Genomic DNA, 14733 nt, shown 5'->3' with positions numbered 1-14733 from the left:
CTTATCAAGTGAGGAGAAAAATGCAGCAAGTTTACGATGAAAATAATATTTTTGCGAAATTGATCCGAGGAGAGATTCCGTCCATTCGCGTTTATGAAGATGATGATGTCATTGCTTTTATGGATGTTATGCCTCAGGGAAAAGGACATACTTTGATTGTTCCGCGTAAAGGCTCGAGAAATCTGTTGGATGCAGATCCTGAAACACTTACGAAAATTATCAAAGTGGTTCAGAAAATTGCCAAAGCTGTGAAAAAAGCTTTCAACGCAGATGGCGTGACAGTTATGCAGTTCAATGAACCGGCAAGCGGCCAGACGGTTTTTCATCTTCATTTTCACGTTATTCCGCGCTTTAACGATGTACCGCTAAAACCGCATAGCGGCGAACCGGTTGACACAAAAACACTGGAAGAATCAGCAGCGAAAATTCGTGCCGCTCTTTAAATACATTTCAAAGAGCGCGGAGTTTTCTATCTGACAAACAGATCCACTCGTCAATAAAAACAGGAAAAGCCTGTCTTAAGGACTTTAAGACAGGCTTTTTAATAGACAATTTTGAACCGGAGAACTTTAATCCCGATATGAATAACGAGTTATAATCAACAGCTCAATCTGCCGGTGTCGGTTTTTTCACACGTGCCTTGGCTGTTTTGGCAGCTCTTACCGGTTTTCTATTTGCATCCGGTTCGTTACTGATAATTTCCAGAGCAAGCTTGTTCTTATCGGATTTATCAGTCATGACTTTTACCGTTCCACCATGGCGGAGCTTTCCGAACAATATTTCTTCAGCCAGCGGTTTCTTGATATATTCCTGAATAACCCGCGATAAAGGACGTGCTCCCATACGTGAATCATAGCCTTTGTTAGCAAGCCATTTGGTTGCACCTTCACTCAACTCGAAAGTTATTTCGCGATCGGCAAGTTGCGCTTCAAGCTGCAAAATGAACTTTTGTACAACTTGATGGATAATCGGTTCGGACAAAGGTGCAAACGGAATGATAGCGTCAAGACGATTGCGGAATTCTGGAGGAAACAGCTGATTGATCGCCTCTACATCATCACCTTCACGTTGGGTTTTCCCAAAACCGATTGCCGATTTTGCCATATCCACTGCGCCAGCATTCGTTGTCATGATAAGAATGATGTTGCGAAAATCGATCTGTTTTCCGTTGTGGTCAGTGAGTTTACCGTGATCCATCACCTGCAACAGGATATTATAAAGATCCGGATGCGCTTTTTCGATCTCGTCAAGCAAAAGCACTGCATGCGGATTTTGGTCGACAGCATCGGTCAATAAACCACCCTGATCGAATCCGACATATCCGGGCGGTGCACCGATCAACCGCGAAACAGTATGCCGCTCCATATATTCCGACATATCGAATCGCAACAATTCAATTCCCAATGAAGCCGCCAGCTGTTTGGCAACCTCGGTTTTACCGACACCCGTCGGACCGGAAAACAGATAGCTTCCGATTGGCTTGTCCGGCTCTCTGAGTCCTGCACGAGCAAGTTTGATAGATGACGTCAGTGCGGCGATCGCTTTATCTTGACCGTAAACAACGCTTTTCAGTTCTTTTTCGAGATTTGCCAGAGTTTTGCGATCATCCCTTGAAATCGTTTTTTGAGGAATACGTGCCATTGTTGCAACTGTTTCCTCGATTTCTTTAACGCCAATGGTTTTTTTCCGTTTGTTTTTGGGCAAAAGCATTTGCGCTGCGCCAGTCTCATCGACGACATCAATCGCCTTATCAGGAAGCCGCCTGTCGGACATATAACGCGACGACAGTTCGACTGACGCTTTCATCGCATCATCGGTATATTTTATCTGATGGAAGTTTTCGAAATAAGGCTTCAAACCCTTCAATATTTCGATTGCATCATCAATAGAGGGTTCATTCACGTCGATTTTCTGGAAACGCCGTGCCAAGGCACGGTCTTTTTCAAATATCTGGCGATATTCCTTATAGGTTGTAGACCCTATGCAACGGATTAGCCCTGAAGAGAGTGCAGGCTTCAATAAATTGGCTGCATCCATACTGCCGCCCGACGTTGCCCCTGCTCCGATGAGCGTATGGATTTCGTCAATAAAGAGAATGGCGCCGTCATAATTTTCAAGTTCTTTGACAACCTGTTTCAAACGTTCTTCAAAATCACCCCGATAACGGGTTCCTGCGACAAGCATTCCCATATCGAGTGAAAAAATCGTTGCATTGCTTAAAACTTCCGGTACTTCAGCATCAACTATGCGCTTGGCCAACCCCTCGGCAATCGCAGTCTTGCCGACACCGGGATCTCCCACGAGAAGCGGATTGTTCTTTGAACGGCGACATAATATCTGGATAGTCCGCGCAATTTCTTTATTGCGACCGATCAATGTATCAATTTTGCCTTGACGCGCACGATCGTTGAGATTGACACAATAAGCCGAGAGCGCGCTGTTTTCTTTCGATGCCGATTGTGCATTGGATACTTCTTCATCGGCATCATCAAGCGGAAAACCGGCAGCTCCGTTCTCCGACGCGATGCCATGGGAAATGAAGTTCACGGCATCGTAGCGCGTCATTCCGAGTTCCTGCAGGAAATAGGCAGCAAAACTTTCCCGTTCGGCAAAAATTGCTACAAGCACATTGGCGCCTGTCACAATATCGCGCCCTGCTGATTGAACATGAATAACAGCGCGCTGGATGACGCGTTGGAACGAGTTCGTCGGTTTCGTATCCTCGTCATCGCCGATTTGCGAATCGAGTTCAGACTGTACATACTGCGTTAAACGCGAGCGCAATTGTTCAATGTCGACGTTGCAAGCCTCGATCACTGCTTTTGCATCAACGTCGTCGAGTAAAGCCAATAACAGATGTTCGAGCGTCGCATATTCCTGATGCGCGTCGCTCGCTATCATAAGCGCTCTATGGAGAGTCTTCTCAAGACTGGTTGTAAAAGACGGCATGGGCGTTCACTTTCTTTCCATAACGCATTGTAGAGGATGCTGGTTTTCACGGGCGCAATCCATGACCTGCGCGACTTTTGTCTCGGCCACCTCATAAGAATAGACACCGCATTCACCGACCCCTGTGTGGTGGACATTGAGCATGATCCGTGTTGCATCTTCGCGATTTTTGCGAAAAAACTTTTGCAATACAAATACAACAAAATCCATAGGCGTGTAATCATCGTTCAAGAGAAGAACACGATAAAAGTCCGGCCTTTTTACTTTCGGAAGCGTTTTGGTCGCAACTCCGGCTTCGAAGCTCTCATGATCCACGCCTTCCTTTCCGTTATGACCGCCATTCAATTTTTCCAAATTACCTTTTGCCACCGTTACGTTTCTTTCCAAGAGATGCAATTTATGTAATAGGTTTTTTATAAATTATAAGTCCTCGACCAGCGAGTTCGATAACTCTTTACACCATTTTCCACCAATAACCGCAGCCCCTGATCGACAAATTTTCGTTAAAAAATATTCCCTTATAAATAAATTGGTAACGCTGTCAGACTAGTGTTCGGCAAAACGAAGCGACAGGGGATAACTCTGACGCAAATTCTGTTTGGCGAATTCAAGGGTTATTAAAAGTGCAAAGAGCCTACCAAAAAGTAGCTAACTTTATAAAAAAAGCCGCCATTGCAACATTCGTATTCTCTTTTTCGGTCACTGTAGCTCACGCTGCTCCGCAAAGTGCCTACGCCGATAAATATGCAGCCATCGTAATTGATGCCAATACCGGACGAACACTGTTTGAAGTGAACGGTAACGCCCGGCGCTATCCGGCATCACTTACAAAAATGATGACACTTTATTTGCTTTTCGAAGCGATGCAATCCGGCCGCGTTACGCCAAACACGCCGATTCCAGTTTCTGCATACGCGGCCTCGCGTCCTCCCACAAAAATCGGTTTCAGACCCGGTCAAACAATTCCCGCCGAACTTGCGGCGAAAGCACTGATAACAAAATCGGCAAACGATGTCGCAACAGCAATTGGTGAATATCTTGGCGGTTCCGAGCCCCGTTTTGCCCAGATTATGACAGCAAAAGCACGCCGACTTGGTATGATGAATACCAATTTTGCCAACGCCTCCGGTCTGCCGGACGAAAACAACTATTCGACTGCTCGCGATCTGGCCATTTTGTCACTTGCTTTACGCGAACATTTTCCGAAACAGTATGACTGGTTCAAGACGACAAGTTTTCAATTTCGCGGACAAACCATCAACGGACACAATCGCCTTGTTCGCGACATGAAGGGCGTCGATGGTATTAAAACCGGTTACACACGCATGTCGGGATCAAATCTGGCAACATCCATGCGTCTTGACGGGCGTTCGATCGTCGCAGTTGTCATGGGCGGACGTTCGTCAGCTTTGCGCGACGTGCATATGGCCGAACTTTTGCGCCGCTATTTACCGGAAGCCAGTCGCGGAAAAACGCGCGCTCCTCTCATAGCTGCAACGCAATATGATCTGCCGGAAGCACATAAAGCTCCGATTCCTGCTGCTAAAGCCGACGCGCCCGTTATTGTTGCCAGTGCAAAGGCTGTAGCAACTCCTGCAAAATCCGATACAACTGCCGTCAAGACAGATGAAATCGCAACGCTTAAAAATTCGTCGGATATCAAAAGTACGGCAAAAAGCGCCGATGTTTTGACCGCGCTCGCAAATACCTCTGCAAAGGCAGCTCCGGCTGTCGAACAAGTCAATCAGGCGGTTGTTTCGAAACCTCAAGAAAAATCAACAGCTCCAAACGCTATTGATCCGGTCATTACCGCATCGGCTCCTGCGAATGCAGGTTCCGGGCAGAATGGCTGGGCAATCCAGATTGGTTCGTTACCGAACCAGCAACAGGCAACCGATATGCTTTCCAGCGCAGCAGATGCCGCACGCACCGCCCTTTCGAAGGCAAAACCTTATACCCAAATCTTCGACAAAGACGGGCAACGTTACTATCGCGCCCGTTTTGTCGGTTTTAATACAAAAAAATCGGCTTGGGACGCATGTACTGTTTTAAAGAAAGCAAATTTTAACTGCTATGCGATAACACAATAACAATGTCTGAGTTTTGCGTAAAAGGTAATCGAGCTATGGCAAATGCAACTGATATGGCCTCAAACTTCCGTTCTCTCGGCCTTGAAAGCCCTCTTCTCACATTACGGTCGCTACAACAGGCGGCATTAAAATTGCACGGCCTTAAAGCTGCCCCGAACGGTCTGAACACCCGCTCTCTTTTGGGGCTTTTGATCTGCCAGACCCAGCGAAACCGTCGCATGGCATTACCACCGGTTCGAATCCACCTTCGTTTGGCAAGTCCTCGCGGATCGTTCGGAGTAAAACTTCGCCTCGGATCTACTAATATTTGAACCTACTCTGCCTATAATTAAAAAAATCAGCACAGTTTGAATGCCAGCGCTGTTCGAATGAAAGATACGATGAAGACAATAGCGTTGCGGCTATAACAGCCCCAAATCGGCAAGTTCCTGTTTCAAGTCGGGAGGCAACCGATTTTTGCTATTGTCGAGATCATCCTTCGGGGCTTCGTCGGCTTTTAGATAACGCCAGCCTTGAAACGCTCTCCGTGGCTGCCATTCCGTCGGAACAATTTCCGGTTCAAGCACAAGTTTGCAACGACGAATACCTTCATCATCAGTAAACGGCCGTATATCCAGAAATTTTTGTCGGCATTGAATATTGCCTTTCATAACCCAATAGAGTGAACCGCCATCAAGAAGTTCGTCAATCCTTTTGGGTACCATACGCGTGATATGATATTGTTCCTCTCTTTCGCCCGAAGCACGTAACTTTCCGAACCGAAAATCGATCCAGGCTGCAAGCTCCTCTATCGAAGAACAACCAACGCATAATTTTACCATGTGAAGCGTCATGTTGTATGATTTAACAATCCGTAACGTTCACCGCAAGACCGCCTTTGCTCGTTTCTTTATATCTGTCGCTCATATCATGACCGGTTTCCCGCATGGTTTTGATACAAGCATCCAATGTAACAAAGTGGCTTCCATCACCGTGAAGAGCTAGCGAAGCAGCGGTAACCGCCTTGACCGCTCCCATCGCGTTCCTCTCGATACACGGTACTTGAACGAGACCTGCGACAGGATCGCACGTCATTCCCAAATGATGTTCGAGCGCGATTTCAGCAGCATTTTCGATCTGCTTCGGTGTACCTCCCAAGGCTGCTGTCAAGCCGGCTGCCGCCATCGACGAGGCAGATCCGACCTCCCCCTGACAGCCAACTTCTGCTCCAGAAATCGAGGCGTTATATTTAATAATTCCGCCTATCGCCGCGGCCGTTAAAAGAAAATCGCGTATGCCGCTCTTTCCCGCCCCTGCACAAAAACGCAAATAATAGCTGAGCACAGCAGGTATGACGCCCGCAGAGCCATTTGTCGGTGCTGTCACGACACGCCCTCCTGCGGCATTTTCTTCATTCACCGCAATGGCATATGTTGATAGCCAGTCATTTGCAGCCAAAGGGCTTAACTGGTTATTTTTACTATCATGAACAAGCTTTTCGTAAAGCTTTTTCGCCCTCCTTTTTATGTGGAGGCCGCCCGGCAATTCTCCGTCTTGGCTGAGCCCGCGTTCAACACATGATTTCATCGCAAAAAATATATTGTCTAATCCCTCATCAAGCTTTTCACGAGATACAAGTGTTTCTTCATTGGCGCGTTTCATTTCGGCAATTGTCAAACTCGACTTTGCAGCCATTTCCAACATAACGCGTGCGCTCGCGAAAGGGTAAGGCACTGCTCGGTTGTCACTTGTATTGGTAATTTCAACGCGGTTGATCTCGTCTTCGGTCAAAACAAAACCGCCACCGATCGAATAATAAACGCGACGCAAAAGAACATTTTGCAACTCGTCAAGGCCTTCGAAAACGAGGCCATTTGTATGCCCCGGCAGAGGTGTTTTCCGATCGAACACCAAGTCTGTAGAAGGATCGAACCTGTAAGCGGGATGGCCTTCGGGGTGGACTTCCTTTTTTTCGCGAACCGACCGGACAAGGCCGTCCATTGCATCGGGATTGACAGTCGACGGCGTTTCGCCGAGTAAACCGAGTATAACCGCACGATCGGTAGCATGACCTATTCCGGTAAAAGCGAGTGACCCATGGAGCGACGCTCGCAAATGCACAATTGAAGAATGGGTCGGTTTCGGCCAATTATTCGAGAGAATCTCTTCAAGGAACATATTGGCTGCCGTCATTGGTCCCATTGTATGCGAGCTCGACGGGCCTATTCCGATTTTAAAAAGTTCAAAGACTGAAAGAAACATAGGATTAAACGAACACATCAAGATTCAAAGTGATGTGACCTCGAACAAAAGAGATGACTTTAAAAACCGACAGTCAGATAAACAATCAGGATAATCGCAACGAGAGCTATCGTTGCTTTAATAGCGATGCTCCAACAAGATTTTTCAATGATTTCATCCATAAAGCACCTTCAAAGCCGGTGAAATGACCAACATATGTCGTGAATGGTGCATGCTATAACTGTGAAATGCGAAATACACAACGATAAAAAATTATTAATAAAATTTTCTTTTCCACAAAATTTTATTAGCGGTCAACCAAGCTTTCGGACTTAAGAATAAGGTATCCTCGCCACATAATTCACTCGATAAAGCGAACGAAGTCCTTCAAAGGCGCGCGTTCTGTAGGAAAGTTGTTTTCCGGTGCACTCTCATCCCTATATCCTAAAGCAAGTCCGCAAATAATTTGCCTTTCCGAGGAAATATCAAGCTCTTCCGATATTGTTTTGTGATATTCCGAAAACGCTGCCTGAATACAGCTATCAAGGCCAAAACTGCGGGCAACAAGCGCGATTGTTTGGATAAAACCTCCAAGGTCAAGCCAACTTCCAAGCTCCATATCGCGATCCATCGTAAAAATAAGACCTACGGGTGCTCCGAAAAACATAAAATTTCTGGCTTGTTGGCGTTCGATTTTGCTTCGTTCGCCACGTGCTATACCGAGTGCACGGTAAAGATCCCAGCCAACTTTGCGCCGCCTTGCCAGATAAGGCTCGCGCCATGATCTGGGATAGAATTGATATTCGGGCTCTTCTTTTATTCCTGCGACCGACATATCAAAAAGTTTCCGACCAAGCTTTATCAATGCTCCATTATGGAGCACGATGACTTGCCATGCCTGAATATTGGCTCCAGAAGGTGCGCGCGACGACAACTCCAGTATCTCTTCTACCAATTTCCGGTCGACATCTTTTTCAAGGTAAGCGCGAATTGATTTGCGGCTTTTCACAACATCATAAAAGTTTTCGATCTTTGCCATTTTTAACGTTTCACCCACAGGAAATTGCGTAAACCACTCTATTTCAGACAAGCAAAGCTTGAACTTTATGATAAATAGATAGCAAAGGATGCCAATATGAACCAGCCTGAAACGATTAAAAAGCGATTACAAAAGGTTGATCTCTTCCGTGGACTTGCTCTCCTCGGCATGGTCATTTACCATTTCAGTTGGGATTTGAGCTATTTTTCCTATTTAGCGCCGCAAATTCCGGCCGAAGGCAGCCTACGTCTACTCGCCCGCGTCGTTGCTTTTTGCTTTCTGTTTATTTCGGGATTTAGTCTGTTCCTCGCCCAAGGTAAAAAACTCCATCCTAAGGCATTTTCCCGTCGTCTGCTTATTATTGTTCTTGCTGCATTTCTTGTGTCACTTGCTACCTATTTTATAATGCCGCAAGGCTTTATCTATTTCGGCATATTGCACGAGATCGCTTTCGCAAGCGTTATCGGGCTGTTTTTTCTCTACACTCCAATCTGGTTGAATTTTATAGCACTTGCGACATTTGCAATTTTGCCATTGATGTTCAAATCGGATCTATTCAATGCCCCCTATTTTTTGTGGCTGGGACTTTCGACTTATCCCCGCCCTTCATTCGACTATGTTCCTGTTTTTCCGTGGTTTGCTGCGGCACTTCTCGGACTGACAGCCGCACGCATTTGCTATCGTTTTGACCTGCTTTCCTGTTTGCAAAACGGCATTGCTCCACATTGGCTCAACACATTTCTTCAGCTAGTCGGCCGCCACAGTCTGATATTCTATCTCGTTCACCAGCCAATCTTGCTTTCTGTTTTATATTGCATTTCTCTTATCTTCCCTCCTTCACCCGATGCATTGCGAGCACCAATGGAAAATGCCTGTGTCAACGAATGTCATCAAAGCCAGCCCGATAACCGCTTATGTACCAATTTTTGTGGCTGCGTATTTGACAAAATCGAGGAACAGAACCTTATTCCGGCTTTCTCGAAAGGTGAAATAACCGAGGATGATGACCGGCTACAAAAGCCTGTCAATGAATGCTGGGGAAAATTATAGGTAAAATGGAATAACATTGGTAAAATTTATGATCAAGCGCGGTGAAACAATGTTCACTTAGCGATTGACATCACGTTCTGCCAAGCGCTCGAAACAAATTTCTTCAATCCGCTCGAGCTCGTGAAGTGAATCATCAATATCACGGCGCATCTGTCGCAAATCCTCACGTTTTTCTTTAATCTCTTGAAGGACATTTTCCACTTTGATGGCGTCATCAAGCGGCGCATTCGTAACAGTGAGCAGCGAGGCAATTTCAGCCAAGGAAAAATTAAGTCGTTTGGCCCTGAATATCTGTTGAAGACGATGACGATCAAGCTCGGTGTAAAGCCGGGTACGACCACGACGCATCGGAACGATTAATCCTTGATCTTCATAATAACGCAATGTCCGCGTTGTTACCCCAAACTCCCGTGTGAGTTCACCTATCGAGTAATATTCATGCATATGCTTACCAGACAAGGCATTGTCGTAAATTCGTCGAGCCTCAAAATGTTTCCCTTTTTCTTCTACAATAGCTTCCCAAAGCAATGATGCAATAGAGCGCCGATAAAAAACCGCGTCAAAGTTCAATTATATGTTTAAAACTGCCGGCCAAAAAACAGCAGTCATAATTTTACGACTAGTACCAGTCGGGCAATAAATGCCCGATCATACTTTCGGCTTTCCAATATATAGTTCGAGTGAGACCACTGTTCCAATCAGTAAAAAGGGGTGAATTTCGATCGCTTTTTGACAAGCAATAGGAGTATGGGCACATCGTTTTTAACCAAAGTGATGCAATTATGCTCTACAACAAGTTTAGAATTCCGTTTAATGTATGAAAATTACGAAGTTTGATCATTCACTCCTTCTGAGGTGTGCCATCATGCATAAAAAAAAATGGATCGTTGGCATCGTCGTAGTCGTTATCATTGCCGCTATTCCTTTATCGTTCGATAGCCTTGTCAACCAACTTGGCCGCTCGGAACTTTATGCATTTGCGCAAGATAAGAATTACTGTCGTACAAAGAGCTGCGACGAAGGCATTGCTTATGTGACAGAGCTTCTTCACAAACAATCAGGCATTGACGAAAAAGATGTGCCATGGTGTATGGCCACAAACCGGATTTACTATACCGACCTTTATTCTCTCAACGGTTTGAAAGTGAAATTTACCAACTGGATGTATGAAACTTGCGAACGTCACGAGCTCACGCTTGACGACGCAAATATAGAGATCGGCGACCACGATCACGACGAGAACAATCATTGATCTGATGAAAAATATAATTTAAAAATCAGCTAGATTATTTAAAAATGGAAAGCCTGATAGCCGACCGTTCCAAATGTTTTAGCATAGCGTTACCCGCATTATCTTTATCGCCGTTCAATATTGCCTCGGCAATTGCCCGATGTTCCTTTTCCGCAGCTTGAAACGCTCCGGCCACTTTGCTTGTGTTCCCATGAGCAAGCTTCAAAAAATCCGTCATTGTTTCGTGCAATTTTTCTAAAACCAGTACAAAAAGCGGATTTCCACTTGCTACGGCAATAGCTTGGTGGAACCTCATATCTGCTTCTACACGCTGGTCAAGATCGTTACCTGCATTTTCCAGAATTGCTATCTCGCGATCAAGACGGGCAATATCGTCATCCGTACGTCTTTGTGCAGCAAATCTGGCCGCGGCAACTTCGATGACACGCCTTAGCTCCATCACATGAGAGGGTTCTATACACGAATGAAAATCGAGTTTTAAAAATTCTGCCGGGTTATTCGGCTTGATCACAAAAGCTCCGCGGCCCTGCTGTGTTCTGATCAGTCCTGTTTGTTTCAAACGTGCAATAGCCTCCCGCACCACTGCCCGGCTGACCTGAAAACCATCAGAAAGTTGTTGTTCGGTCGGCAGTTGATCCCCAACGGCCAAGTTTCCGGACGTAATTCGGGAACGCAACACATCAACGATCTGATCTGCCAATGTCGCTCTTCTTCTTACTGGTGGATAATTCGTCGTATCGTTTGAATTGCCGTTTGTCGTAGCGGCTTTTAAATTATTTTTCTCCATCATCCGAAACTCTTCTTTTGTTTCACCCGCCAGAACTTGCAACATAGCCATTGCAACTCTAATTTACGTAATTTTTTCAACAAAACAAGAATTTACCGTCTGACAACTCTGGCAATTGACTTCACTCTAGCCATTTTTCCAATGAGCATCTCAACACTGACGAATTTTTACTTCCAATAAATTTTTCAAATAAACTTCATAAAAATATTTTGACATCCAATATTGTCCTTCAATTTCAAGCACTGGAACTAATTTGTTGGAATTTCAAAAATAATATTTGTCATATTTCAAATATAATTTTTTTACAAAATACTTTCGTTTATTTTGAGCTTAAACTTTCAATGAAGATAATTTTATCGTTTTAAACATCCATTTTCTCAACGAGAGAAACGATGTGCCGACCGATCGGTAATGATGCAGTAGCTGCTGGTGAAGGTGCATTGCAAATATGTATCATACGTGCTGTCTGTCTTATCAAGAAGTCGTGGACCATTTCTCCATTGGACAAAACTGCTTGAGCCCTTATACCTGAAGGATAAGGCTGCAAATCCTCAATTTTCAGTTCGGGACAGTATTTCTGACACAACTTGAGATATTGTTTCGGCATAAAACTGCTTTCCAGCTCGGAAAAAGCCGACTTTCTATTGTTCCACAATACGTGCCAGAGACCGGCAAAAGACACCATTGATAGGGCATCTTTAAAATTGAAAGCAAATCGGGAATATTTCTCGCGTGCCAGTGCCAAACATGCGTTGGGCCCGACAGTAGTAGCACCATTAATCATTCTTGTTAGATGAACTCCCAAAAACGGAAGGTCGGGATCAGGTACCGGATAAATAAGATGTTTGGGCAAATTTTTTAAGCGCGATGACAAACGAAAATAGTCTCCACGAAAAGGGATAATCTGGAAATCTATCTTCAAACCCGCCATTTTGGCGAGGCGATCCGCCTGCAGTCCACCACAGACAATGAGATATCGAGCTTCTATAGTTCCGGAAGAACTGCCTACAACGACACAATCGGTTTTTTCTGCTATAGCCAAACATGCCGTATTGTAGCGAATTTCTCCCCCCAAACGAATAATTTCATTCGCCATTGCTTTACACATACCGGGATAGTCAACAATACCGGTATCCTTAACAAGCAACCCGCTTACACCCGAAATAGATGGTTCGTTTTCCTTTATCCATCCCTTGTCCACTCTTTCGAGATTTAAACCGTTTTTAGTTGCTCGTTGTTCGAGTGCATCAAGCCGTTCGAGTTCTATCGGGTTGGTAGCAACAATCAGTTTACCGCATTGTTCAAAACGGACATCATGCGACTTGCAAAAAGCGATAGTCGCTGCCAATCCCTCTTTACAAAATTGCGCTTTTAAACTGCCAGGAGCGTAATACACGCCTGCATGAATGACCCCGCTATTATGCCCGGTTTGATGGAATGCCGGCCCCTCCTCCTTCTCAATGAGGACGAGTTTCTTTTGCGGATATTTTTGCAATAACTGCATAGCGGTCGACAAACCGACAATTCCAGCACCGACAACACAAAAATCATAAACTGCCACTTGTTTCCTCCCGAAAAATTGACCGGATTTTCCATTTTGATAATTATCAAATTGACTTGTCAAGTTATCATACAACATGATAACTGGCAATATTAATCGCGATAAAGTTGAGTGGTCGTTTTACATCAGCGCATACCATTCACACGCTAGAGGACAACGTTCGCGGTATGGGAGGAGCTTGAGATGAGTGTAATAATCGGTGAAACAGAAGTTGAAGCAAAAAAGCGCAATAGAAAAGTTGCGACAGCCACAATCGTCGGGTCGATGTTGGAATGGTATGATTTCTATCTGTATGCAACTATGGCATCAATCGTATTCGGCCGTGTATTTTTCGACAGTTCAGACACACAATCAGCCACATTGAAAGCGTTTGCCACTTTTGCGATCGGTTTTCTTGCTCGGCCAATCGGCGGTATGTTCTTTGGATATTTCGGAGATCGTTACGGTCGTAAACAAATGTTATTTGTGACATTTTGTATGATGGGAACATGTACCGCCCTGATTGGTCTCATCCCGTCTTATGAAAAGTTGGGCATCTGGAGTGCGATTCTACTTGTTGCAATAAGAATTATTCAAGGGCTTGGAGCCGGTGCAGAATTGGCGGGAGCGGCTGTAACCTCATATGAACACGCTTCGAAGACCAGACGTGGAAGGCAAGGTGCCTGGCCCGCTTTAGGATTAAATCTCGGGCTTCTTCTATCTTCGGGAATTATCTTTATACTCACTATTCATGGTGATGATTTTCTACTCTCCGGTGGGTGGCGAATACCCTTTCTGTTGTCGATTGTACTCGTTTTTGTCGGCTTATGGGTTCGCAGTCAATTACCTGAAACACCCGAATTCGTTGATATGAAAAAGGAACACACCCAACATAACACGCCTTTAAAAGACGTATTCAAATATAGTTACAAAGGTCTCTTAGTCGTCTTTTTCGTAGCTATCGGATACAATGCATTAAGTTATATTTTTAAAACTTTTTCACTCGCTTACCTTGTCGAATATCAGCATGTAAGTGCGAAAACCACATCACTTTCGATAACAATTGCAAGCTTCATAGCCATTTTTTCCGTTCCTGCATTCGGCTGGTTATGCGATCGTTGGAGTAGCAAAGCTGTTTTGGCTACTGGTGGTATTCTCTCTATTGCCTTTGCTTATCCCTTCATGATGTTGCTTGAAAGCGGCAATCACCTTCTGATCTACCTTGCACTTGCTATCGCTACAGGTATCCTGGCGCCGATGATGTTTGCGCCGCAAGGATCATTTTTAAGCCGTCAATTTCCTGTCGAAACCAGGTCCACAGGTGTCGGAACGGGTCGTGAACTCGGAACAGCAATTGCAGGCGGTTTGGCACCAATGAGCGCCTTGGGGCTCGTCGCAGCTTCACCGAACAATTCTACATCCGCAGTGTCTTTAATTTTAATGTGCTCGGCGATCATTGTCGTCGTCGCCGTTCTTTGCGATCAAGGGAAACAATACACCAAGTTCAAGAACTAGCGTTTTCCGGCAAAGAGTTTCATCAGATATCCGTTTTTGGAAGTTCTGTCCCCGTAATAGCATTGATTGCAGCTATACCGACGGGGACAAAACTTAACCAATCGCAACCCGTGCGACGATTTTCAACCTCGCGACGACAGATCACTATTTCGCTTTGAACTTCCGAAATGATTGAACTTTTAACGATATATATAGTGGTGGTCATCCGCGAGAATGACGCCAATTACTGTTCAAACGCCCCTAAGCCACGCAAATTTTAGCAAGATATGCGTTTACCGTTTTACTAGTAAC

15 protein-coding genes are annotated in these 14733 nt (G+C 45.0%); 6 read left to right on the top strand and 9 right to left on the bottom strand.

The window, feature by feature from the left end; genetic code table 11:
- Positions 1-20 precede the first annotated feature (20 nt).
- Positions 21-443 (top strand): HIT family protein, encoded by a 423-nt coding sequence (locus tag H3V14_RS08080; protein ID WP_075870837.1) that lies wholly within the window; start codon positions 21-23, stop codon positions 441-443.
- 163 nt (positions 444-606) lie between these two features.
- Here H3V14_RS08080 and clpA read toward each other — a convergent pair whose 3' ends face one another.
- Together clpA and clpS are read right to left on the bottom strand one after the other, a co-directional pair.
- Complete coding sequence (gene clpA, locus H3V14_RS08075) at positions 607-2949, bottom strand: ATP-dependent Clp protease ATP-binding subunit ClpA (RefSeq protein ID WP_198227905.1); 2343 nt, start codon at positions 2947-2949, stop codon at positions 607-609.
- A gap of 6 nt (positions 2950-2955) precedes the next feature.
- Complete coding sequence (gene clpS / locus H3V14_RS08070; protein WP_083639867.1) at positions 2956-3336, bottom strand: ATP-dependent Clp protease adapter ClpS; 381 nt, start codon at positions 3334-3336, stop codon at positions 2956-2958.
- 236 nt (positions 3337-3572) lie between these two features.
- Here clpS and H3V14_RS08065 point away from each other — a divergent pair, with 236 nt between their 5' ends.
- Together H3V14_RS08065 and H3V14_RS08060 are read left to right on the top strand one after the other, a co-directional pair.
- The gene (locus tag H3V14_RS08065; RefSeq protein ID WP_198227903.1) at positions 3573-5039 is read left to right on the top strand and encodes a D-alanyl-D-alanine carboxypeptidase; all 1467 of its coding nucleotides are present in this window, start codon (positions 3573-3575) and stop codon (positions 5037-5039) included.
- Between the two features lie 35 nt (positions 5040-5074).
- Positions 5075-5350, top strand: coding sequence for a hypothetical protein (locus tag H3V14_RS08060; RefSeq protein ID WP_075916912.1), 276 nt, complete (start codon positions 5075-5077; stop codon positions 5348-5350).
- A 90-nt stretch (positions 5351-5440) separates the two neighbouring features.
- Here the strand turns inward: H3V14_RS08060 and H3V14_RS08055 are convergent, their stop codons facing one another.
- The 3 genes from H3V14_RS08055 to H3V14_RS08045 form a co-directional block, all read right to left on the bottom strand.
- Positions 5441-5872, bottom strand: a complete 432-nt coding sequence (locus H3V14_RS08055) for a DUF1489 family protein (protein ID WP_198227901.1) — start codon at positions 5870-5872, stop codon at positions 5441-5443.
- A 10-nt stretch (positions 5873-5882) separates the two neighbouring features.
- Entirely contained in the window at positions 5883-7280 is a 1398-nt protein-coding gene (locus tag H3V14_RS08050; protein WP_198227899.1) for an L-serine ammonia-lyase, read from the bottom strand.
- Positions 7281-7620: 340 nt separating this feature from the next.
- On the bottom strand, positions 7621-8298 hold the full coding sequence (locus tag H3V14_RS08045) for a nitroreductase (protein WP_198227897.1): 678 nt from the start codon (positions 8296-8298) through the stop codon (positions 7621-7623).
- A 96-nt stretch (positions 8299-8394) separates the two neighbouring features.
- Here H3V14_RS08045 and H3V14_RS08040 point away from each other — a divergent pair, with 96 nt between their 5' ends.
- Positions 8395-9348 carry a heparan-alpha-glucosaminide N-acetyltransferase gene (locus H3V14_RS08040; protein ID WP_198227895.1) on the top strand — a complete coding sequence of 318 codons (954 nt, stop codon included), beginning with the start codon at positions 8395-8397 and terminating at the stop codon, positions 9346-9348.
- Between the two features lie 57 nt (positions 9349-9405).
- Here H3V14_RS08040 and H3V14_RS08035 read toward each other — a convergent pair whose 3' ends face one another.
- Entirely contained in the window at positions 9406-9792 is a 387-nt protein-coding gene (locus tag H3V14_RS08035) for a MerR family DNA-binding transcriptional regulator (RefSeq protein WP_075870900.1), read from the bottom strand.
- Positions 9793-10213: 421 nt separating this feature from the next.
- Here H3V14_RS08035 and H3V14_RS08030 point away from each other — a divergent pair, with 421 nt between their 5' ends.
- On the top strand, positions 10214-10600 hold the full coding sequence (locus tag H3V14_RS08030; protein ID WP_198212957.1) for a hypothetical protein: 387 nt from the start codon (positions 10214-10216) through the stop codon (positions 10598-10600).
- Between the two features lie 34 nt (positions 10601-10634).
- On the opposite strand, the gene H3V14_RS08025 is transcribed toward H3V14_RS08030, so the two are convergent.
- Both H3V14_RS08025 and lhgO read right to left on the bottom strand, forming a co-directional pair.
- Positions 10635-11438 (bottom strand): FadR/GntR family transcriptional regulator, encoded by an 804-nt coding sequence (locus tag H3V14_RS08025; protein WP_198222827.1) that lies wholly within the window; start codon positions 11436-11438, stop codon positions 10635-10637.
- A 310-nt stretch (positions 11439-11748) separates the two neighbouring features.
- The gene (gene lhgO / locus H3V14_RS08020) at positions 11749-12948 is read right to left on the bottom strand and encodes an L-2-hydroxyglutarate oxidase (RefSeq protein ID WP_075870902.1); all 1200 of its coding nucleotides are present in this window, start codon (positions 12946-12948) and stop codon (positions 11749-11751) included.
- 183 nt (positions 12949-13131) lie between these two features.
- Between lhgO and H3V14_RS08015 the strand changes: the two genes are divergently transcribed.
- Positions 13132-14442, top strand: coding sequence for an MFS transporter (locus H3V14_RS08015; protein ID WP_198227893.1), 1311 nt, complete (start codon positions 13132-13134; stop codon positions 14440-14442).
- A gap of 22 nt (positions 14443-14464) precedes the next feature.
- Here H3V14_RS08015 and H3V14_RS08010 read toward each other — a convergent pair whose 3' ends face one another.
- Positions 14465-14647, bottom strand: a complete 183-nt coding sequence (locus H3V14_RS08010; protein ID WP_198227891.1) for a hypothetical protein — start codon at positions 14645-14647, stop codon at positions 14465-14467.
- Between the last annotated feature and the right edge of the window lie 86 nt (positions 14648-14733).

Origin of the sequence: Bartonella sp. W8151, from assembly GCF_016100385.1 — a bacterium.
Lineage (GTDB): Bacteria > Pseudomonadota > Alphaproteobacteria > Rhizobiales > Rhizobiaceae > Bartonella > Bartonella apis.
The sequence above is the reverse complement of the archived record's forward strand: the minus strand, read 5'-3'. Positions and strand labels throughout refer to the sequence as shown.